The organism is Vibrio sp. V08_P9A1T1 (assembly GCF_963874405.1).
GTDB classification, from domain to species: Bacteria; Pseudomonadota; Gammaproteobacteria; order Enterobacterales; family Vibrionaceae; genus Vibrio; species Vibrio anguillarum.
The window spans coordinates 1-20,313 of the sequence record NZ_CAWNIB010000256.1; the positions used below are offsets into that span (position 1 = coordinate 1).

Annotated in this window: 21 protein-coding genes; 18 read left to right on the forward strand and 3 right to left on the reverse strand. The window is 46.1% G+C overall.

Going from position 1 to position 20,313, the window contains the following annotated elements; all coding sequences use genetic code 11:
* Positions 1–143: 143 nt before the first annotated feature.
* A complete protein-coding gene (locus AACT21_RS11335) occupies positions 144–1,388 on the reverse strand; it encodes an NAD(P)/FAD-dependent oxidoreductase (protein WP_094164271.1) in 1,245 nt (414 codons plus the stop codon).
* 23 nt (positions 1,389–1,411) lie between these two features.
* Complete coding sequence (locus AACT21_RS11340; protein WP_013856490.1) at positions 1,412–2,518, reverse strand: class I SAM-dependent methyltransferase; 1,107 nt, start codon at positions 2,516–2,518, stop codon at positions 1,412–1,414.
* A gap of 115 nt (positions 2,519–2,633) precedes the next feature.
* Here AACT21_RS11340 and AACT21_RS11345 point away from each other — a divergent pair, with 115 nt between their 5' ends.
* The 18 genes from AACT21_RS11345 (at position 2,634) to ompV (ending at position 19,220) form a co-directional block, all read left to right on the forward strand.
* On the forward strand, positions 2,634–3,371 hold the full coding sequence (locus AACT21_RS11345) for a beta-ketoacyl synthase chain length factor (protein ID WP_094132836.1): 738 nt from the start codon (positions 2,634–2,636) through the stop codon (positions 3,369–3,371).
* Positions 3,365–4,138 (forward strand): lysophospholipid acyltransferase family protein, encoded by a 774-nt coding sequence (locus AACT21_RS11350; RefSeq protein WP_029189783.1) that lies wholly within the window; start codon positions 3,365–3,367, stop codon positions 4,136–4,138. The genes AACT21_RS11345 and AACT21_RS11350 overlap by 7 nt, the downstream gene beginning before the upstream one ends.
* Positions 4,139–4,328: 190 nt before the next feature.
* Positions 4,329–4,589 carry a phosphopantetheine-binding protein gene (locus AACT21_RS11355; protein WP_019282451.1) on the forward strand — a complete coding sequence of 87 codons (261 nt, stop codon included), beginning with the start codon at positions 4,329–4,331 and terminating at the stop codon, positions 4,587–4,589.
* Between the two features lie 15 nt (positions 4,590–4,604).
* Positions 4,605–4,862 (forward strand): acyl carrier protein, encoded by a 258-nt coding sequence (locus tag AACT21_RS11360; protein WP_013856486.1) that lies wholly within the window; start codon positions 4,605–4,607, stop codon positions 4,860–4,862.
* A complete protein-coding gene (locus AACT21_RS11365) occupies positions 4,862–5,419 on the forward strand; it encodes a hypothetical protein (protein ID WP_017045147.1) in 558 nt (185 codons plus the stop codon). Before AACT21_RS11360 ends, AACT21_RS11365 begins: the two co-directional genes overlap by 1 nt.
* A 7-nt stretch (positions 5,420–5,426) precedes the next feature.
* A complete protein-coding gene (locus AACT21_RS11370; RefSeq protein ID WP_094164272.1) occupies positions 5,427–6,812 on the forward strand; it encodes an AMP-binding protein in 1,386 nt (461 codons plus the stop codon).
* Between the two features lie 22 nt (positions 6,813–6,834).
* A complete protein-coding gene (locus AACT21_RS11375; protein ID WP_094164273.1) occupies positions 6,835–7,203 on the forward strand; it encodes an ApeI family dehydratase in 369 nt (122 codons plus the stop codon).
* On the forward strand, positions 7,196–8,917 hold the full coding sequence (locus tag AACT21_RS11380) for a glycosyltransferase family 2 protein (protein WP_254917213.1): 1,722 nt from the start codon (positions 7,196–7,198) through the stop codon (positions 8,915–8,917). The genes AACT21_RS11375 and AACT21_RS11380 overlap by 8 nt, the downstream gene beginning before the upstream one ends.
* A complete protein-coding gene (locus AACT21_RS11385; protein ID WP_094164275.1) occupies positions 8,898–10,442 on the forward strand; it encodes an HAL/PAL/TAL family ammonia-lyase in 1,545 nt (514 codons plus the stop codon). The genes AACT21_RS11380 and AACT21_RS11385 overlap by 20 nt, the downstream gene beginning before the upstream one ends.
* An 8-nt stretch (positions 10,443–10,450) precedes the next feature.
* Positions 10,451–10,891 (forward strand): acyl-CoA thioesterase, encoded by a 441-nt coding sequence (locus tag AACT21_RS11390; protein WP_017050416.1) that lies wholly within the window; start codon positions 10,451–10,453, stop codon positions 10,889–10,891.
* Positions 10,888–11,499, forward strand: coding sequence for a LolA family protein (locus AACT21_RS11395; RefSeq protein WP_017048106.1), 612 nt, complete (start codon positions 10,888–10,890; stop codon positions 11,497–11,499). The genes AACT21_RS11390 and AACT21_RS11395 overlap by 4 nt, the downstream gene beginning before the upstream one ends.
* Positions 11,471–13,819 (forward strand): MMPL family transporter, encoded by a 2,349-nt coding sequence (locus tag AACT21_RS11400; RefSeq protein ID WP_094164276.1) that lies wholly within the window; start codon positions 11,471–11,473, stop codon positions 13,817–13,819. The genes AACT21_RS11395 and AACT21_RS11400 overlap by 29 nt, the downstream gene beginning before the upstream one ends.
* Positions 13,816–14,436 carry a DUF3261 domain-containing protein gene (locus AACT21_RS11405; RefSeq protein ID WP_017045139.1) on the forward strand — a complete coding sequence of 207 codons (621 nt, stop codon included), beginning with the start codon at positions 13,816–13,818 and terminating at the stop codon, positions 14,434–14,436. The genes AACT21_RS11400 and AACT21_RS11405 overlap by 4 nt, the downstream gene beginning before the upstream one ends.
* A gap of 9 nt (positions 14,437–14,445) precedes the next feature.
* Positions 14,446–15,681: a beta-ketoacyl-[acyl-carrier-protein] synthase family protein gene (locus AACT21_RS11410; protein WP_094164277.1), complete on the forward strand. Its 1,236-nt coding sequence runs from the start codon at positions 14,446–14,448 to the stop codon at positions 15,679–15,681.
* Positions 15,659–16,123: a hotdog family protein gene (locus AACT21_RS11415; RefSeq protein WP_088732684.1), complete on the forward strand. Its 465-nt coding sequence runs from the start codon at positions 15,659–15,661 to the stop codon at positions 16,121–16,123. Before AACT21_RS11410 ends, AACT21_RS11415 begins: the two co-directional genes overlap by 23 nt.
* Positions 16,120–16,845 (forward strand): 3-ketoacyl-ACP reductase FabG2, encoded by a 726-nt coding sequence (locus AACT21_RS11420; RefSeq protein WP_017045136.1) that lies wholly within the window; start codon positions 16,120–16,122, stop codon positions 16,843–16,845. Before AACT21_RS11415 ends, AACT21_RS11420 begins: the two co-directional genes overlap by 4 nt.
* Positions 16,842–18,071 carry a beta-ketoacyl-ACP synthase gene (locus AACT21_RS11425; protein WP_047687921.1) on the forward strand — a complete coding sequence of 410 codons (1,230 nt, stop codon included), beginning with the start codon at positions 16,842–16,844 and terminating at the stop codon, positions 18,069–18,071. Before AACT21_RS11420 ends, AACT21_RS11425 begins: the two co-directional genes overlap by 4 nt.
* 375 nt (positions 18,072–18,446) lie before the next feature.
* On the forward strand, positions 18,447–19,220 hold the full coding sequence (gene ompV / locus AACT21_RS11430) for an outer membrane protein OmpV (protein ID WP_094164278.1): 774 nt from the start codon (positions 18,447–18,449) through the stop codon (positions 19,218–19,220).
* A gap of 306 nt (positions 19,221–19,526) precedes the next feature.
* On the opposite strand, the gene AACT21_RS11435 is transcribed toward ompV, so the two are convergent.
* Entirely contained in the window at positions 19,527–20,297 is a 771-nt protein-coding gene (locus tag AACT21_RS11435) for a helix-turn-helix transcriptional regulator (RefSeq protein WP_094164279.1), read from the reverse strand.
* Positions 20,298–20,313: the final 16 nt, after the last annotated feature.

Below are 20,313 nucleotides of genomic sequence, written 5' to 3' on the forward strand. Positions count from 1 at the left end.
GGGCATCAGAACTAAACTAGTTAAAATACATATTTATCAACACGTTAATGCGGTGTAGGAATAATCTTACAAGAGAATAAACCCATAAAATTAAAATGTGAGATGCATATCCGCACCAAAACATAATTTCGGTGCGGATATTATTAATGAGATGAAGTACGAATAATTTCAGCTAAACTTGATAAGCGTCGTTGATGCTCAGCGACATAAGGATTACTACGATCCCAAGCATATCCTGCAAGAATAGAGCAAATCATCTGCTTTATTCTTGGGTTGGGCGTTTGGTAAAAAATCACCTCTTGTAACATGCCGTTGTACCAACCTTCCACATAAGTGCGGAACGTATCCACTCCGACCATTAATGGCTGAGAATACTCTTGCTGCCAATCTACACTTTCTTTTTTTAGTTGGCGTACAACGCAAGACACTGCTAACTGAGCCGATTTCATGGCTATCGTTACACCTGATGAAAACACCGGGTCTAAAAATTCACCAGCATTGCCTAATAACGCATAATTTACCGTGGCCAACTGCTTAACATTTGCAGAATAGCCGCCTAGCTCACCAGCAGGATTAGGGTATTCGGACTTCGAAAGCAGTTCTGCCAGCTCAGGCATTTCATTCACCAACTGCTGAATCGCCGTAATTTTATCACTTGGATAGCCGTCAAAAAACGACGGTTCACCGACAACACCTAATGAACATGTGCCGTTAGAAAAAGGAATGAGCCAGTACCATACGTCAGGATTACGCGGATGGACGGAGATCAGTATCTTGTTTCGGTCGTAGTCTGGTTGTTCAGGGGAAATATGATCAATGATATGGGTAAAGATGGCTTTTCTCGGAGGTAAACACGATGGCTCTTCCAAATCGAGTAACTTAGGCAATACTCGGCCAAAGCCACTGGCATCCAGCACGAAGTCGGCTTCAATTTGATACGTTATACCGTGTTGATCCGTCACCAATAATTGTGATTTATTCTCTTCAAATTCGATATTCGTCAGTTGATGTTGATAACGAATTTCAACCCCTTGCTTAACAGCAGAATCCGCTAATACTTTATCAAATTGACTACGCTGTACCTGAAAAGTGGTTCCCGGCCCATTCGAATATTTGTCGGTAAAATCAAACTGAGCGTATACACCATTTTTTCGAAAGGCTGCACCATTTTTATATTGAAAACCCGCACGCATAACATCAGGCAACATTCCCGCCGCTTCTATCACTTCCATACAAGCAGGTAATAAGCTTTCGCCAATAGAAAAGCGTGGGAAAAGTGCTTTTTCGATAACCAACACGCGTATGTTTTGCGCATGGAGTAATGCCGCGGCAGTCGAACCCGAAGGGCCCGCACCAATGATAACAACTTGAGTTATCTCTTTATTCATGAATTGACTCGCATCGATTTTAATTAAGCTTGGGCTTTTAGCTCTAACAAGGTGTGGCCAAGGCCAATATTGTCGGTTCGTTTGATCACCTGTAATCCTGCTGCTTGAACGATTTCTAAGAAATCTTCGCTGCGATAGAAGCGACTATTACCATTTGCAAGGCAGGTAAAATACAAAGAGGTGGCATTGAGGCTATAAGAAGCCGCATCGTACTTCTGTGAATCCCAGAACAGTTCCAAAATATAAACAGTCGAATATGCAGAAAGATTGGCGCGAACACGTTTTAAAATACTCAAAATTTCCATTGGCGAAAAACAGTCTAAAAACTGGCTCATCCACCACACGTCCGCATTTTTTGGTAACGGTTGTTCTTTATCGAGCATGTTGGCTGGAAAAGGATGAATACGCTGCGTAAAACCTTGTTGCTGCGCGTTAGCCATCGCCATTTCCAACTGTTGTGGCAGATCCACAATCGTCACTTCAACGTCTGAATCATAGTGACAACATTGCAGTGCCCATTTACCCGTATTGCCACCAATATCGACCAAATGTTTCGGTTTTTTACGAAACACTTCTTTCAGCAAAATAGGAAAAGAACGATCGGAATAGAAGTGATCGAATTTGAACCAACTGTCTTTAGCTTGCTGGGGCAAACGCGATAAACCTTGGTAGATGGTATCCCAATCGCCGAGTTCTTTCAGACCAGCAGGCTTGCCTTCGGTGATCGATTCGGTTAAGTGCATCATGGCGGCATAACAAACGTCTGCCGTGAAATCCATATTGGCTTGCGTCATCCCATCATGCAGCAAAAAAATGCCTAGATTAGCCAACGAATAATTCGGTTTATCCCATAAAACAATGTGGGCACTGATGGCCATATCGAGCAATACTTTAACGCCATACTCTGACACGCTCGTTTCTTGAGCAATTTGTTCCGCGTTTAAACCTTTTTCGCCAGCATTATCTAATGCAGCCAATATGCCTAAGTCACGTAATGTACGCGCCGTATGAAAAACGATGGGGGCAAAAGATAATTTTTGAGCTTCGGTTTTTGCCTCTAAAGCGTTATAAGGATCTATTTTTTGATTTAACACATTAAAACCTAACTTTAATTTGTGAACAATATCCAAACACTTAATCTAAGTTCGACTCAATTCTTAAAAATCAATATTTAAGTCAAGGATACAAACGTTTATAGTTGCGAAGAATAATCTTGTGCCATAGTATTTAACCCTATCAAAAACAATGCAATATCTTATGTCAAATCAACAGCAAATAATCACGTTAAATATTGATACTTGGGTTGCAAATTCTGCAGGCTTATCTCACCCTTCTGATTGGCAAAATTGGGCAAGAGAAGAGATTTGGCCTGACGATAATACGCTCAACACAGACCATATTCCTCCTATGATGCGCCGCAGAATGAGTAGTTTGAGCAAATTAGCCGTGCAGACTGCCCTGACTGCTATAGAATCACAACATATTGATTACATGGTATTTTCATGTCGTCATGGCGAGCTTCATCGTAGCGTTGAAATCGTGAAGTCGATATTGATTGGCGAAGAAGCCTCACCAATGGCGTTTTCACAATCTGTTCATAATACAGCGGCAGGCCTAGCAACCATCGCTTCAAAACAACCGATCCCGTTAACCTCGATTGCAGCAGCACAAAACACATTTCAAAGTGCCATATTAGAAGCTTGGCTCTATTTAAATGAGCACCCTAGTCACAAAGTGCTTTTGGTTGATTTTGATGAGCCATTACCTAGCGACTACCAACAATACGAAGAGTGGCAATTTCAAGGCTATGCCTTAGGGTTAACCCTGTCTCACGGTTCAGATTTTACACTCTCTATGCAGACATCTGATACCAAGCCACAACAGCCGCAAGCATTGTCGTTTCTTCACCACTATTTATCAGAAAAATCTGAATGGATCATTGAGGGCTCGCAAAGCGCTTGGAAATGGCAACGAAAATGTTAGAGTTCAACCGCTACTGGCGTATTGCTGCTACAGGTTTTTGTTTTTTTATATTTGGTTTAGGCGGATTAACGCTGAGTTTTATTATTATCCCACTGATTGCATTATTTTCATCGCAAACAGATCGTCGAGAATATAAAGTTCAAAAATCAATCCAAAACTCATTCAATATATTTTGTAAGTTGATGAAATTAACAGGTGCCATCGACTATAAAATAACCAACGCAGAACTATTAAAACAGGATAAAAGCTGCCTTATTATCGCCAATCATCCAAGCTTAATTGATTATGTTCTCATTGCATCACAACTTCATCAGTGCGATTGCTTGGTTAAGTCAGCTATCTGGGCCAATCCTTTTATGAAACGGATTGTTCAAGCAGCAGGTTATATCCCAAATGAAACACCTGATGATTTGTTAAATGTGTGCGAGGAACGCATGAGTCGCGGAAACGTATTATTGATTTTCCCTGAAGGCACGCGAACCACACCCGGCGTTAAACCCAAATTGCAGCGCGGTGCGGCGCAAATCGCAATCCGAACTCAAAGAGACTTACGCATCGTACATATTACCGTTTCTCCGAGTTTTCTCACAAAAGAGCAAAAGTGGTACCAAGTTCCTAAAACCAAACCCTTTTTCCATGTGGAGATAAAGGGTAAAGTTGTCGTCACACCTTTTATTGAAGGTGCTGATAACCCCACCACTGCAGCACGACGTTTAAATCGCCACCTTGCAGAGGTGATTTTCCCCCAAAACAATAACCAGAAATGACAAAACTATTGAAGTTATCGACCCATAACGTCAAGTTGCAGCGAAGCGGAAAGTGAGTAAGTCCCCATCCGTATAGATAACGGTATGATTGGGGTGAGCGAACGTAGCCAACACCGCTGCAACTTTAAGTGGGGAAGTATATATCAAGGTTTTGTTCAAAACGGCTAGAACATTATATAAGTAGGTTGAAGTGGAAATACTACACACAGAAATAAAACAGCTCATTATCGACGCACTAAATCTTGAAGATATCTCAGTTAACGATATTGAAACTGACGCACCACTTTTTGGTGATGGGTTAGGTTTAGATTCTATCGATGCTTTAGAGCTCGGTTTGGCCATTAAAAAGAAGTATAATATCGTCATTGACGCTGATGACTCCAATACTCGCCAACACTTTGCATCAGTGGCAAACTTAGCAAATTATATTTCATCTCAAACTAGCCACTAATAAATAGATAGCGTTATGACAGAAGTAAACCAACAACAAGTATTTGATCAAGTTAAAGAAGCTCTCGTTGAACTATTTGAAATTGATGAAGCCGATATTCAACCAGACGCTCACCTTTATCAAGATCTCGATCTCGACAGTATTGATGCTGTAGATCTTGTCGTTCACTTACAAAAAGTGACTGGCAAAAAAATCAAGCCTGAAGAGTTTAAAACCGTTCGCACCGTCAATGATGTGGTGGAATCGGTTATTGAACTTGTTAAGGAAAGCTAATGCGGCGATTGCTGACGATTTTGTCTGCAATCGTCCTGCTTACCTACCCACTCGCGGTCTACTTCGGGATTAATCAGTTTGGTTTGCAAGCTATAGGGGGCTTCTTAGCCGCTATTTTTGCTTTAAGAATTCTTTCTGGTTGGCAAGCCAAGCTTCAAGAACTGAAGCAACTGGCTTGGCTTAGTGGGTTCGTTGGTATCACTTTGGTGACTTTGGGGATGCTCTTTCAGCAGCATGGTTGGCTACTGTTTTACCCTGTTGTGGTTAATGTATGTCTTTTGGCTCTTTTTGCCTTGAGCCTAACGCAACCGCAAACAGTGATTGAACGGCTGGCGAGACTGCAAGAGCCTGAACTTCCTCAAAGTGGCATTGAGTACACACGCACGGTCACTAAAGTGTGGTGCCTCTACTTCATCATGAATGGAGCCATCGCACTTTATACCTGCTTCCAATCTATCGAGATCTGGACGTTGTATAACGGATTGATCAGTTATCTCCTTGCTGGCAGCCTCTTTGTAACGGAATGGCTAGTAAGGCAAAGGATTCGCAAAGGCTAGGTACGCTATGACTTTCGGCAACCCCGATTTTTGCTCGCTTGCAACGTTACTCTCCTCACCAAGAAACGATTCGCATTGTGTTGCTTTTGACCTCAATAACACCATTAACTGGGCAAACTTTGTCGCAGATGTCAGCCAACTAAGCCGGCAATTAGCATCGCGAAATGAACATCATATTGCACTGTGTGCTGGCGATAGCTATCGGTTCTCCGTCGGTTTTTTCGCCGTCTGTTACACGCAAAAATCATTAATTCTGCCCGGTAATTATCAACCTGCGGCACTGGCAGAACTGAGCCAACACTTTGAGTTGTTGCTGTGTGATGAGGCAATAACAATACCCAATTCAACGCCAACTCTCTCTCTTAACCATTTAGCGCTACCCAACGACATGCGCGATGAAGCCGTTTGTTTTGCACCACTTTCATTAGAGACACAAACCGTGACGCTGTTTACGTCAGGCTCCAGTGGTCAGCCTAAGGCTATCATCAAAACACTGCGGCAGCTTGAAGCTGAAATCGCCATTTTAGAGCAGCTTTGGGGCGAACAGCTCATTGGTGCAAAAGTGGAAAGTACAGTTTCTCATCAACATATTTATGGGCTGCTATTTCGTGTGTTATGGCCACTGTGTGCAGGGCGAGCATTTGCCCGCCATAACTTGGAATTTCCAGAACAAGTGACCGCACATGCGCATCCGGACACTGCGCTGATCAGTAGCCCTGCGCTATTGAAACGCTTGTCACAAGAGCACCAGCCAAGCCCACTGCGCACACTGTTTTCTTCCGGTGGCCCACTTCCCTACTCTGCTTCTTGTCACGCAAAAACCCTGTTTGGGCAACGACCTATCGAAGTGTATGGCAGTACGGAAACTGGCGGCATCGCTTTTCGGCAACAGCACAGTGCAACGCAGCAATGGCAGCTTTTTCCTACCGTTGAAGCAAGACTTAACAGCGAGCACTGCTTAGCCTTGCGCTCGGCACACATTGATCCGAATCATTGGTATCAAACAGCCGATAAATGTGAGTTTTCCGACCAACGGCACTTTACCTTGAAAGGTCGCACCGATCGCATCATCAAAATCGAAGAAAAACGGATCTCACTGGTTGAAGTGGAGCAGCGTATTGAACAACTGCCGTGGATCAGTGAAACAGCCGTGTTACCACAACAAGACGGTGAACGTTTGATCTTAATCTCAGCGATTGTACTGTCAGCCTGCGGCACTGAAAAATTAGCTCAACTTGGAAAGGGGAAATTCTGGCTGTTGCTGCGCTCTGAACTGCGCCAATGGTTAGAACCTATTGCTGTACCTCGACGCTTTAGAGTGGTAAAAGAGATCCCACTCAACAGCCAAGGTAAGCGCCTTGTTGCTGAACTAGAAACACTATTCCAACCATAAAAATAACGAAGCCCAATAGATTATGGCCAAAAGAACACCCACATTATTATGTGCTGAAACTCAGCCTCACACGGTGAATTTGACGCTGCGCGTTGACGCCGACATCATTGATTTTTCAGGACACTTTGAGCATTTTCCATTGCTGCCAGGCGTTACCCAAATCGATTGGGCACTGCGCTATGCACAAGAATACTTATCTGTACCCACAAGCTTTCAAGGTATGGAAGTGATCAAATTCCAAGAACCTATCTTGCCAGACATGACCGTTCAACTGGCATTAAGTTGGGATGAGGAAAAACAGAAACTCGCGTTTAGTTATAGTTCACAGCGTGAGGGTTTAAACATCATTCACTCATCAGGAAAAATGAAGTTGGGTGAAATCTGTGGCTGATTATCAAGCTTGTTTTTTAATTCCGTGCTACAACCACGGCAGCACAGTAGCAGAAGTTGTCTCATCACTCAGCGCATTTGAACTTCCCATTTTACTGGTTGATGATGGCAGCAATCAGCAAACAAAACAGGCGTTGAGCAACGTCGCCCAGCAAACACATGTTCACCTCATTACCCTAGAACAAAACCAAGGAAAAGGTGGTGCGGTAATGGCTGGCATTCGCCAAGCGCAGCAGTTGGGGTTTAGCCACGTCATCCAAATTGATGCCGATGGCCAACATGATTTACAAGCGCTGCCTAAATTACTGGCCGCGTCAAAGCAACATCCAAACCACCTAATTTCTGGTCAGCCGATTTACGATGACAGCGTACCCAAAGCGCGTTTATATGGCCGTTACGCAACGCATATTTGGGTTTGGATTGAAACGCTATCCTTTACGATCAAAGACAGTATGTGTGGTTTTCGCGCGTATCCCGTAGACCTCACCGTTGAGGTGCTCAATAACCATAAGATCGGCACGCGCATGGATTTCGATATCGAAATCTTAGTTCGCATGTATTGGCACGGGGTCGATATCGATTTTGTGGAAACCCGCGTCATTTATCCTGAAGGAGGCGTCTCTCATTTCGATGCACTATGGGATAACGTCAAAATCAGTTGGATGCACAGCAAATTATTTTTTGGCATGTTACCGCGTATTCCTCAACTGCTGAAACGCAATCAAAGCAGGCACAACAAAAGTGGTGCAGAGCCAAACCAGCACTGGTCAAAGCGTCAAGAACGAGGAACGGTTCTGGGTATTAAAGCGTTACTGGCGGTATATAGCCTACTCGGGCGGCCAATTTTTAACCTGATGCTGAAACTTGTAATGGGCTATTACTACCTTACTGGAAAACAAGCTCGCCAAGCCTCTGAACAATATTTACAGCACTTACAAAGTTACGCAAACCGTCGCCAAATCACGCTGCCAAATCATCTCTCTAGCTATAACCATCTGCTCTCTTTTGGCCACACTATGCTGGATAAATTGGCGGCATGGAAAGGCGATTTTTCGGTAAAAAACTTGACCATCCATGGTCAAGAATCGTTCCAAGCCCTAGTAGAACGTAAACAAGGAGTGCTTCTTTTAGGATCTCATCTTGGAAATATTGAACTGTGCCGCGCTCTGGGACGTCGGCATTCTCATATTAAGATCAATGCGTTAGTCTTCACCGAGCACGCCGAACGCTTCAATGCGGTAATGAAAGCGATCAATCCCAACTCAGAACTGAACCTCATTCAAGTGAGCCGTTTGGGCCCTGATACCGCTATTTTGCTTCAACAGAAAATAGAGCAAGGAGAATGGGTGGTGATCGTCGGAGATAGAACGTCCACCAGCAAAGAGACCCGAGCCGTATGGGCCGATTTTTTAGGCCAACCCGCACCGTTTCCACAAGGCCCTTTTATGTTGGCCTCGGTGTTGAAAGCTCCCGTCTACCTTTTGTTTGGCTTAAGAGATGAACGTTCTAAAACTCCACATTTTAACGTCTATTTCGAGCACTTTAGCGACAACATAGATTTACCGAGAAAAGAGCGACAAGCGGCGCTAGCGCAGGTAGTACAACGCTACGCTGATCGGCTGGAACATTACACACTGCAAGCTCCACTGCAGTGGTATAACTTTTTCAACTTTTGGACTCTAAGTAAACAGCAGCATGATGATTCAGACAGATAACCGCATAACTTTTGGCGTCGATCGCCTCACCATTGAAGATGTTGTCGCGATTTCGCAAGGCGCGCAGGCCAACCTCAATTCTTCAGCGGAATTCACCGCTAAAATTGATCGCGGCGTCACTTTTCTAGAACGACTTTTAAAAGAAGAAGGCGTGATTTACGGTGTAACCACCGGCTATGGTGATTCATGCACCGTTGCCATTCCGCCGAATCTAGTAGACCAATTACCACTGCATTTGACTCGCTTTCACGGCTGTGGCTTAGGCGAGGTATTAAGCCATCAGCAATCTCGCGCAGTATTAGCAACACGCTTGTGTTCACTAGCGCAAGGTGTCTCTGGTGTGAGCCATGAACTGCTTAACCAAATCGTCACCTTGATCAACCACGATATCGCCCCTCGTATTCCACAAGAAGGTTCGGTCGGGGCAAGCGGCGATTTAACGCCACTCTCCTACCTCGCGGCCACACTGATTGGTGAGCGCGACGTGCTTTATAAAGGTGAGATGCGCCCAACTCAAGATGTGTTTAACGAACTGGGTATTCGCCCGATCAAGCTAAAACCAAAAGAGGGATTAGCGCTGATGAACGGCACATCAGTCATGACTGCTTTGGCCTGTTTAGCCTATAAACGCGCCGAATATTTAACTCAACTCTGCACCAAAATTACCGCCATGGTGTCTGTCGGTATTCAGGGTAACGACTTCCATTTTGATGCCGCACTATTTGCCGTCAAGCCGCATCCTGGCCAGCAACAAATCGCAGCATGGCTACGCGATGACTTACAAGCAGAGCGCCCACCTCGCAACAGTGATCGCCTGCAAGATCGCTATTCATTGCGCTGCGCACCCCATGTGATTGGCACCGTACAAGATGCACTGCCGTGGCTACGTCAACTGATTGAAAATGAGCTCAACAGTGCCAACGACAACCCCATCATCGATGGCGATAATGAACGCGTACTGCACGGCGGCCATTTTTACGGCGGCCACATTGCCATGGCAATGGATACCTTAAAAACACAGGTTGCTAACCTAGCCGATTTGCTCGATCGCCAAATGGCGCAATTGATGGATTACAAATTCAACAACGGTTTGCCTTTTAACTTAACTGGCGCAGAAGGTGAAAGAAAACCGATCAACCACGGCTTTAAAGCCGTGCAGATTGGCATTTCAGCGTGGACGGCCGAAGCCTTGAAACATACCATGCCTGCCAGCGTTTTTTCACGTTCGACTGAGTGTCACAATCAAGACAAAGTCAGTATGGGAACCATTGCCGCGCGTGATTGTCTACGTGTGCTTGAACTGACAGAACAAGTGGCGGCCGCCTCGCTGTTGGCAGCGACCCAAGCAATAGAATTGCGCAAACGTCATCATGAGCTGGATGAGCAACACATGAGTCACAATATCAAGCAGATGCGCTTAGCCGTGTTACAAGAGTTTGACTTTGTGGTGGAAGATCGTCCGCTAGAACATGATTTGCGCCACTTTATTAGCCGCATTCAACAACGCCACTGGACACTTTACTAGGAAGCGCGATGAGCGATGTACTCCATCCATTGGAAAGTGAGGTGACTTTAGTCACCTCGTTTCAAGATGCCGACCCAATGGGCGTTATCTACCACGGCAATTATTTTCGTTTTTTTGAAGAAGCACGCCGCGTGCTGATGGAAAAAATTGATTACAGCTATCACGCGATGACTCAGTCGGGCTACCTATGGCCGGTGATTGATACCCACGTGAAGTACGTGAAAGCGATCCCGTTCAACCATACGATTCGAGTCAAAGCGACCTTGACAGAATGGGAAAATCGCTTGCGTGTTGACTACATGATTTTTGATAGCCAGACCGGGCAACGAATGTGTAAAGCGCACACCACTCAAGTAGCGGTTCGCATCGACACGCAAGAGATGTGTTTCGCTTCCCCAACGCTATTTACCGACAAAGTGCAGCACTGGCATACCTACGGGAAATTATGATGCGCCGTTTTCTATGGCTAACTTTAGCTCTATTCTCGCCCCTACTCTGGGCACAAGTGACCGACCTCGCTTCACTGCAAGCGCAGTTGGCGAAACACCAGATCGTACGCGGAGAGTTTACTCAACTCCGCCATATTGAGATGTTCGAACAGCCACTGTCGTCAGCCGGGAAATTCTTGCTCGATAAACAAAATGGCTTACTTTGGCAACAAAACTCACCATTTCCAGTTAATTTGGTGCTAACTCAAGACAAGCTTCGCCAAACTTTTGCTAACCAACCACCACAGGTGATTACCGAAAAAGAGAACCCAATGGCGTTTTATTTCAGCCATCTCTTTTTGTCGGTATTTCATGGTGACACGCAGCAATTGAATGAACAATTTACGATGACGCTGCACAGCGAAGATGGCCAGTGGCAGTTAAATTTAACGCCGAGAAATGCGCCACTGAGCTCGGTGTTTACCTCGATAACATTAACGGGGCGAGATGACATTGATGGTTTGATCCTGCAAGAAGTGCGAGGCGACAAAACCGAGATTCAGTTTACTAACCAAAACCACCAGCCAGAGCGTTTAACCCATGCTGAGCAAGCACAGTTTAACTTCTAAATCGAACCGGCTGGCATTGTTCTGGTTGGCTTTTGTGACCCTTTGTCTTGGCTTACTACTCAAGCAATGGTTCTTTTCAGCGGCTTCACCGATCGAGACGGATATCCTTAAGCTACTGCCGGTCAACCAGCAAAGTGTGCTCGCCGAGCAAGCGTTTGAAAAAGTCACTGCCAGTATGAGCGATAAAGTGGTCTTTATTGTCACTGCGCCCAATGAGGCTGACCGGCTCAAATCCGTTACAGCGCTAGAAAGCGAGCTCAAGCAGAGTGGCTATTTCAAGGATGTGGTTGGGAAAATCGATGCCACTCAACAGAGCGCTTGGGCCAGTTACTACTTTCAACATCGAGCACAACTGCTCACCAACGAGCAACGCAATCAGCTCAGTCAACATCCCGAACAACAAGTGCAAGCGGTGGTGCAAGCCCTATATAACCCTTTTTCTGGGGTAACAGGGCAAGAGCTCAGTCACGACCCTTTTCTGCTATTTCGCGACTACTTAGCACAACTTAGCCAGCTATCGTCTCATTTTCGTTTGCAAGATGGATACTTAACCCGCGAGTATCAAGGCCAAAAATACGTGCTGATCACCGCGCAGCTCAACGACTCACCATACAGTTTCAAAGCGCAACAAGTGGTGCCCGATATTGCTCAATGGCAACAACGCATCAAGCAACAATTTAGTGCGGACATTTATCACACTGGTGTTTTATTTTACGCCGATTTTGGCACTCAAAGTGCCAAGTCAGAAATCAGCACTATTGGCCTTTTCTCATTACTCGGCATTGTGCTGTTGGTGATGCTGGTTTTTCGCAGTGCCATGCCTTTACTGTTGGCACTGCTCTCGGTATCCGTTGGGTTAGTGGTTGCCATGGTGATCACCACCGCGTTTTTTGGTCAGCTCCATCTGTTTAGCTTAGTGTTTGGGGCCAGCCTGATTGGCGTTTCAATCGACTACGCCTTTCACTACCTGACCGATCGCCTTGCCGCAAATGAACAATGGGACAGCGTGCAAGGACTAAAGCATATTCTGACGGCCATTACCTTAGGGTTAATCACCAGTTTAATTGGCTATCTCGGTCTACTGGTCGCCCCTTTCCCCGGCTTACAACAGCTAGCGCTATTTTCCGCCTTAGGTCTCGTTGCCGCTTACGCGACGGTCGTGGCTTGGTATCCGATTTTGGCCAAAAAACCAAGTCCATCGAGAACGCTTCCCGGCATCACTTATTGGTCCTTATGGTTTGCGCTTTGGCAAAAGCCATGGGTTAAATGGGGCCTACCCACGGCGTTATTGATCATCAGCAGTCTTGCCCTGACGCAAGTGCACTACAACGATGACATTCGACAATTACAAGCCATGCCTAGCGACTTGAAACAGCAAGAGCTGCAAATCAGCGCCTTGACTGGTATTCAATCATCACAGCAAATGTTGGTCGTCAGTGCCAACGATGATGAAGCATTAATGCAGCAGTTAGAAAAATTAGATACGCAATTTTCACAATGGCAACAACAAGGCGTACTTTCTGGCTACCAAAGTTTAAGCCAAAACATCAGCTCGCTTAAGCGTCAGCAAGAAAACTACGCACTGGTTGAAGCACTGTACGCAAACCAAGGCGCAGTACTGGCTCACACGCTGAAACTATCTTCGGCTCCTAAACTGGAAGCGTCATTTTTGCCCATGACACTGGCGCATTATTTGGCCCATGATGTTTCCCAGCCGCTGCGCTTTCTTTATTTAGGTGAAGTTGAGCAAAAAGTGGCGGCGGTAGTGCTGTTGAAAGAGGTTCACCAAGCAGCAGTAATTAAGCAGTTTGCGGCGCAAAATAGCGACTACGCCTATTTGAATAAAACCGACGAGATCTCAACCCTGTTTGGGCAGTATCGCCTTAAAGTGATGGAGTTAATTGCGCTGGCTCTGACCTTGATCAGCGCTCTCACTATTTGGCGCTACGGCGTGAAACACAGCATTCGCATTATGTTACCTTCGCTTATTGCCTGCATTACTGGGTTAGCCGTCACCGTTGCAACAGGCTCTACGCTCAATTTATTCAATCTATTAGCGCTGGTATTAGTGATAGGTATTGGTATTGATTATACGCTCTTTTTTGCCGAACAAGCCCGCAGTCACAGTACCTTGCTTGCCATAACCCTTTCGGCACTAACGACTTTGCTCTCGTTTGGTCTGCTTGCTCTTAGCCAAACTCACGCCATCCACAGTTTTGGTTTGACGGTACTGAGCGGCATTTTCGTTGCTTGGTTGCTTTCACCAATGGCGATCAAATCACAACCTGCCGACATAAAAGCGCATGAGGAAAAACTATGATGATGAGAATACGCCGTGCGCTGCCCTTGCTGTTACTGATGTTGTCTGGCTGCTCTTTAGTGCCAAACCAAGCCTCCACGCAGGTAGAAATTAGCCCCAACACATTCGTTACTCTGCCCAAACCTGCGCAACTTGGGTACCAAGTCACGGCAAGTCAGTTGATCAGCGCCCATTGGCAAGATGATAACGGCCAGCATAACCAACAGCTTCCGGTCCAGTTGCAGGTGACCGATGACAAGATTGTGCTGGCAGGGTTTTCATCTTGGGGAACGAGGATTTTATCGCTCAATTATCAGCAAGATACTATTGAGACCAGCGTACTCAATGGTTTGGAAAACACCTTGCCGAAGCCCGAACAGATACTCTTTAACCTGATGATCACGCTCTGGCCGCGAAATGCTTGGGAAGCCTCGTTAAATAAGGTAAAGTGGCAAATCATTGATGATGAGAATAGACGAACACTCATCAATGAACTGGGTGAAACAGTGATTGTTATTGATTATCAACATCCCTTCTCGATGAAGGGCGATATTCGCTTCCACAATCAATTATTGAATTACACCATTACGATTACAACGCTCAGTGCCCAGCACCCTTTGCCGCCCACACAACCGTAGATAGCTATCATGAACTCATCCACGACTTCTCCTATTGATTCTCGCTCACCTATTTATGTCCAAGACTGCGGTTTTCACTGCGCGATGGGGAGTGACTCGTCGCACATTCACCAAAGTTTAGCGCAGGGCTATTGTGACAACATGGTGGCTGACAACACGTCGCTCAATAGTGGCACCGCAACCATCGTAGGCCGAGTGAGTGAGCCACTACCAGAAATCCCAGCGCATTTAAGTGCGTTCAATACGCGCAACAACCAACTGGCTCTTTCTGCACTGAAACAGATTGAACCGAGTGTCCGCCACGCGATTGCCACCTATGGTGCAGATCGCATCGCAGTGGTGGTTGGCACGAGCACGTCAGGCATTGCTGATGGCGAAATCGCACTCGCCCACAAGTTAGAGCAGGGCGAATTCCCAAGCGACTACCACTACTACAAACAGGAATTAGGCAATTGCAGTGATTTTATCGCTCGCTATTTTGCAATAAGCGGCCCCTGCTACGCCATTTCGACCGCCTGTTCGTCCAGTGGCCGCGTCTTTATCACCGCCAAAAGAATGCTTAATGCTGGGTTGGTTGATGCGGTGATTGTCGGTGGTGCCGACACTTTGTGCCGCTTAACACTCAATGGTTTTAACGGTTTAGAGGCATTGTCTCAACGTTTGTGTAAACCGTTTGATGCACAGCGCGATGGCATCAACATTGGTGAATCTGCCGCTTTTATGCTGCTGGGTAAAACGCCGTCTCAGCAACACGCTCACGCCATTGCGCTATTGGGCGCAGGCGACAGTTCCGATGCACACCATATTTCTGCGCCCCACCCAGATGGAAACGGTGCAGAACAGGCGATGCGTAACGCGCTGCAAGATGCCAAATTAACCGCCAGTGATATCGGCTATATCAACGCTCACGGCACCGCAACACCGCTCAATGACAGCATGGAAAGTAAAGCGATTTTCCGCGTTTTTGGCCAGCACGTTGCGGTGACTTCAACTAAACCACTCACTGGACACACGCTCGGCGCGGCCAGTGCAACCGAAGCCGCCATTGCTTGGCACATACTGCAATACCAATTGCCTTTGCCCATTCAGCGCTGTGCTAACAAAGCGCCAGACATCGATATTACGCTAGTGGAAACCACTCAATATTTAGAAAACAAGGCCATTTTAAGCAACTCCTTTGCTTTTGGTGGCAACAATATTAGCCTTATTTTTGGTTACGTTAATGACAAAGCTTCCTGCAATTGATCAACTGCTGCCTCATCAAGCGCCGATGATTTTGATTGACCGCGCGCTTGAGGTACAGAGCGAATCTATCCACTGCCAAGTGGATATTGAATCGCACCACCTGTTTTTTAACCCAGCGACACAAAGCATACCGGCCTATGTCGGTATCGAGTTTATGGCACAAGCCATTGCCGCGTGGTCTGGGTATCACTCACTTGTCCAAGGCATTCAACCGCCAATTGGCTTTCTGCTCGGCAGTCGCCGTTATCGCGCGCTGTGCAATGCATTCTTGAAAGGGCAAACGCTCGATATCTACGCTGAACAGCTAATGCAAGACAATGGCATGGCCGTGTTTAAGGCAAGAATCGAGCACCAACACCAGCTTTTGGCCGAATGCCAATTAAATGTGTATGTGCCATCAGAACAAAAATTAGAAGAAATGAAAATGAGGAGTCAAGCATGACCCGACACGTATTAGTGACTGGTGCGAGTAAAGGCATAGGCAAAGCGATTGCGATTGCGCTCGCCAAAGATGGTTTTGCCATCGCTGTCCATTACATGGGCGACCAGCAAGGTGCCCTGCAAACACTAGCGACCATCGAGCAAAACGGTGGTTCAGGCCGACTGATTCAATTTGACATCAGCAACCGAGCTCAGTGTCGCGAAGTATTAGAAGCCGATATTGCTCTGCATGGCGCTTATTACGGCGTGGTCAATAACGCGGGCATTACTCGTGACACGGCGTTTCCCGCCATGACAGAACAAGAATGGGATGGTGTAATTCACACCAATTTAGACAGCTTTTATAACGTCCTCCACCCTTGTGTGATGCCAATGGTGCAAAAACGCCAAGGTGGGCGCATTGTGACTTTAGCGTCGGTGTCGGGCATCACAGGCAACCGGGGCCAAACCAATTACAGCGCCGCTAAAGCTGGCGTGATTGGCGCGACCAAATCGCTCGCGCTTGAACTGGCTAAGCGCAAAATCACCGTCAACTGCGTTGCTCCGGGTTTAATCGATACAGGCATGGTGGATGAGCACGTCAAAGAGCACGCACTGCCACAAGTTCCTTTACGCCGCATGGGTGAACCCGAAGAAGTCGCAGGCCTTGTGAGCTATTTAATGTCTGATATTGCTGCTTATGTCACTCGCCAAGTTATCTCGGTTAATGGAGGCTTAGTATGACCCGCCGCGTTGTCGTTACAGGCATGTCCGGCGTGACTGCTTTTGGTAATGACTGGTCCAGTATTGAGCCAAAACTCAGAGCTTGTGAAAATGCCACTCAATATATGCCTTCCTATGAGCAGTATGAGGGTTTAAACACTAAACTCGCCGCGCCAATAATGGGCTTTACACTGCCTAGCCACTACAAACGTAAACAAGTCCGAGGTATGGGCCGCGTGTCACAACTGGCGACCGTTGCCACCGAAAATGCGCTGCTACAGGCGGGCTTAATTGGTCATGAAGTGCTGACGAACGGCCAAACCGGTATCGCTTATGGTTCATCAACAGGCAGTACCGATGCCATCGGTGCGTTTGGTGTCATGCTCAACGAAAAAACCACTCGGGCCATTACCGCCACCACTTATGTGCAGATGATGCCTCACACTGCCGCGGTGAACGTAGGCCTATTTTTCGGGCTCAAAGGCCGCGTCATTCCAACCAGTAGCGCCTGCACGTCTGGTAGCCAAGCCATCGGTTACGCGTACGAAGCGATCAAACACGGCTACCAAACCGTAATGGTGGCGGGCGGTGGTGAAGAGCTCTGCCCTACCGAATCGGCCGTATTTGATACCTTATTTGCCACTAGCCTCAAAAACGACCAGCCAAAAACCACCCCCCGCCCGTATGATACTCAGCGTGATGGTTTAGTGATTGGTGAAGGCGCAGGAACTTTAGTGCTTGAAGAGTATGAACACGCCATCGCACGCGGTGCCGTCATTCACGCAGAAATCATCGGTTTTGCCAGCAACTGCGATGCCGCCCATGTCACTCAACCACAAATGGACACCATGCAAATCTGCATGGAGATGGCGCTGCGTGATGCCAATTTAAGTGCAGATAAAATTGACTATGTTTCGGCTCACGGCACGGCGACCGACCGGGGTGATATAGCCGAAAGTCACGCCACCGCAAACGCGTTGGGTAAAGTGCCGATCAGCTCGTTGAAAAGTTATTTTGGTCACACATTGGGCGCATGTGGCGCAGTTGAAGCTTGGTTGGGTTTAGAAATGATGCGCAGCGGTTGGTTTAATCCAACCCTTAACCTAGATAACATCGACCCGCAATGTGGCGATCTTGATTACATTACAGGCACAGGACGTGAGCTGGATGTGCAATATCTAATGAGCAATAACTTTGCTTTTGGTGGCATCAACACCTCGATTATTTTTAAGAAATTCAGCGAATAATCCCATAAAAAGCCGTTTCCCACACAACGGCTTTTTTTACGAGTTTATTTATCCGGCATTTGCCTCTTAAATATTGGTCGCCTGCCAAATACTCACCAGCAATCAGCCAATACTTTTCGCAAGTACTTCGAGGATTTGCGGTCTGAAAATAAAAAACACCGCGCCAAGCAAACAGAGCCCTGCCCACACAAAATCAAGCCTGAAAGGCTATGTGATTCGGATAAACGAACGTAGCCAACCACTGCAACGAGTAAGGCAAGAATAAGCCGCTTTGACAAAAGTCAGACATAACCATACAAGCTATTGATATTATCCTCTCTATCGATTTTGTACAGTGTTCACATCCAAACATAAGCCCTTAAATGGAAGAACATAATGAAAAAGATCGCACTATTTATTACAGCATCGCTTATCGCGGGCAACACTTTAGCTGCCCAAACGTACATTCGTAACGGCAATATCTATACTCATGAAGGTCAATGGGTTGCGGAAGTGGGTGCTTTTGGCAGCACTGACCTACTCAAGGATCAAGACAAGTCTTACAGCGCTTTGCTGAACTTTGGCTACCACGGTGAAGATTTGAATGCAGACCTCACCGGTATTAACTACCGCTTCTTTGGTAACACAGGGGATGTCGTTAATCTAGGTACTTACCTGACGGGCAGCGGCGTTACTTATGACCAAGATTCGGCAAACAGCGTTAAAGGAATGGATAAGCGTAAAGCCACGATTGATCTAGGTTTAAATGCTGATATCGCACTGGGTAACGGTACCGTATCGACCTACTTCCAACATGATATTCTCAAAGAAAACAAAGGCTACAAAACTGGCGTTAACTACTTCCATGTCATCGATTTAGGTGCTGTTGATTTGGTACCTTTTGCGGGCATTAGTTACCAGAGTTCGGATTACAACAACTACTATTTCGGTGTGAAAGACAAAGAAGCGACCGCACAGCGTAAAGCTTACCATGCAGGTGGCGGCTTCTCTTACAACCTAGGTTACAAACTGGCTTACCCAATTAATGACCGTTGGGAAATCACCCAAACCAGTTCTTACACCCGTTTAGGCTCTGATGTCGCCAATTCGCCAATCGTAGAAAGCGCAAACCAATGGCTCGTTGGCGCAACCGTCGCTTACCACTTTTAAGCTGTACCGCCCTCAGGCAGGAGCCGTATCCCCTGCCTGATTTTTCTACTTGAACTGCCCTTCTCGATCAAAATAGCGTTGATATGAACCCACGCATTGATTCTCTATGAATCTTGCCTTTTGCATGTCTGAGTTTTCCATGCCTGAGGTAATTCATGGAGTACAAACCCACGATCCCATGAAACTCAATTTTGCCCCAAAGTGAGTTTCGTCTCAGATAGTGCATCAGAGATGGTTCTTGATTTTGCTATACTAAAAATAATCCCAAAAGTGGTGTAATCCGTGTATTAGAGAGTCTGTATTCTTTTATAGGTTTGCAGTGCGGTATTTTCTTGGTGTCTGATTGAACAGCTTTTTAAAAGCCTGTACATAGGATGAATCAGATGCGTACCCCAACTCCATAGCAACTTCCTGTATGCTCATTTCCGAGCTTAATAATGGCAGAGATAAAACCAGCCTTATATTTTGTCGCCACAGAGCAAATGATTGAGAGAACTCTTTCGCACATAATCTGGACAATGTGCGCTCAGATGCTCCGACTTTTTTTGCCCATTCTTTTAACGTAAACGGTAAGTCAGGTTGCTGTTTAAGCTGTAGAAAAATAGATAAAAGGCGTTTGTCCGTAGGGATGAGAAGTGGTATTTCATAACTTTTTGCTACCTCGATCTGATCTCGTAAGACCGTTAACAAATGTGCCAAGTTGGATTCCGGCTGTGAAAGCGTATCACTTTCAAACAAAAGCAATATCAACTCTTTGAGGAAGAAGTTTACCTGACAGGATTTAGGCTCACTTCCATACTGCACATGTTTGTTAGGGTTGAGGTAAATCGCTAAAAATTGTGTGTCTGTAATTGCAACAGACTTATGAATGGTATTGGCGGGGATAAAGAGCATACCATTGTGAGGGACTATTCCACTTTTATCACTAATGTCTGATTGTAACAAACCTTGGCGTGGGAAGACGATTTGGTGCCATGGATGTGAATGGAAATCATCAATATAACCAGAGGCCATGATAGTCGTTTTAGTCATAAATTGTTTATCTGGAAAATCTCTGATTAAATTGTTAGCTTGCATAAATGGCGGCTTATCT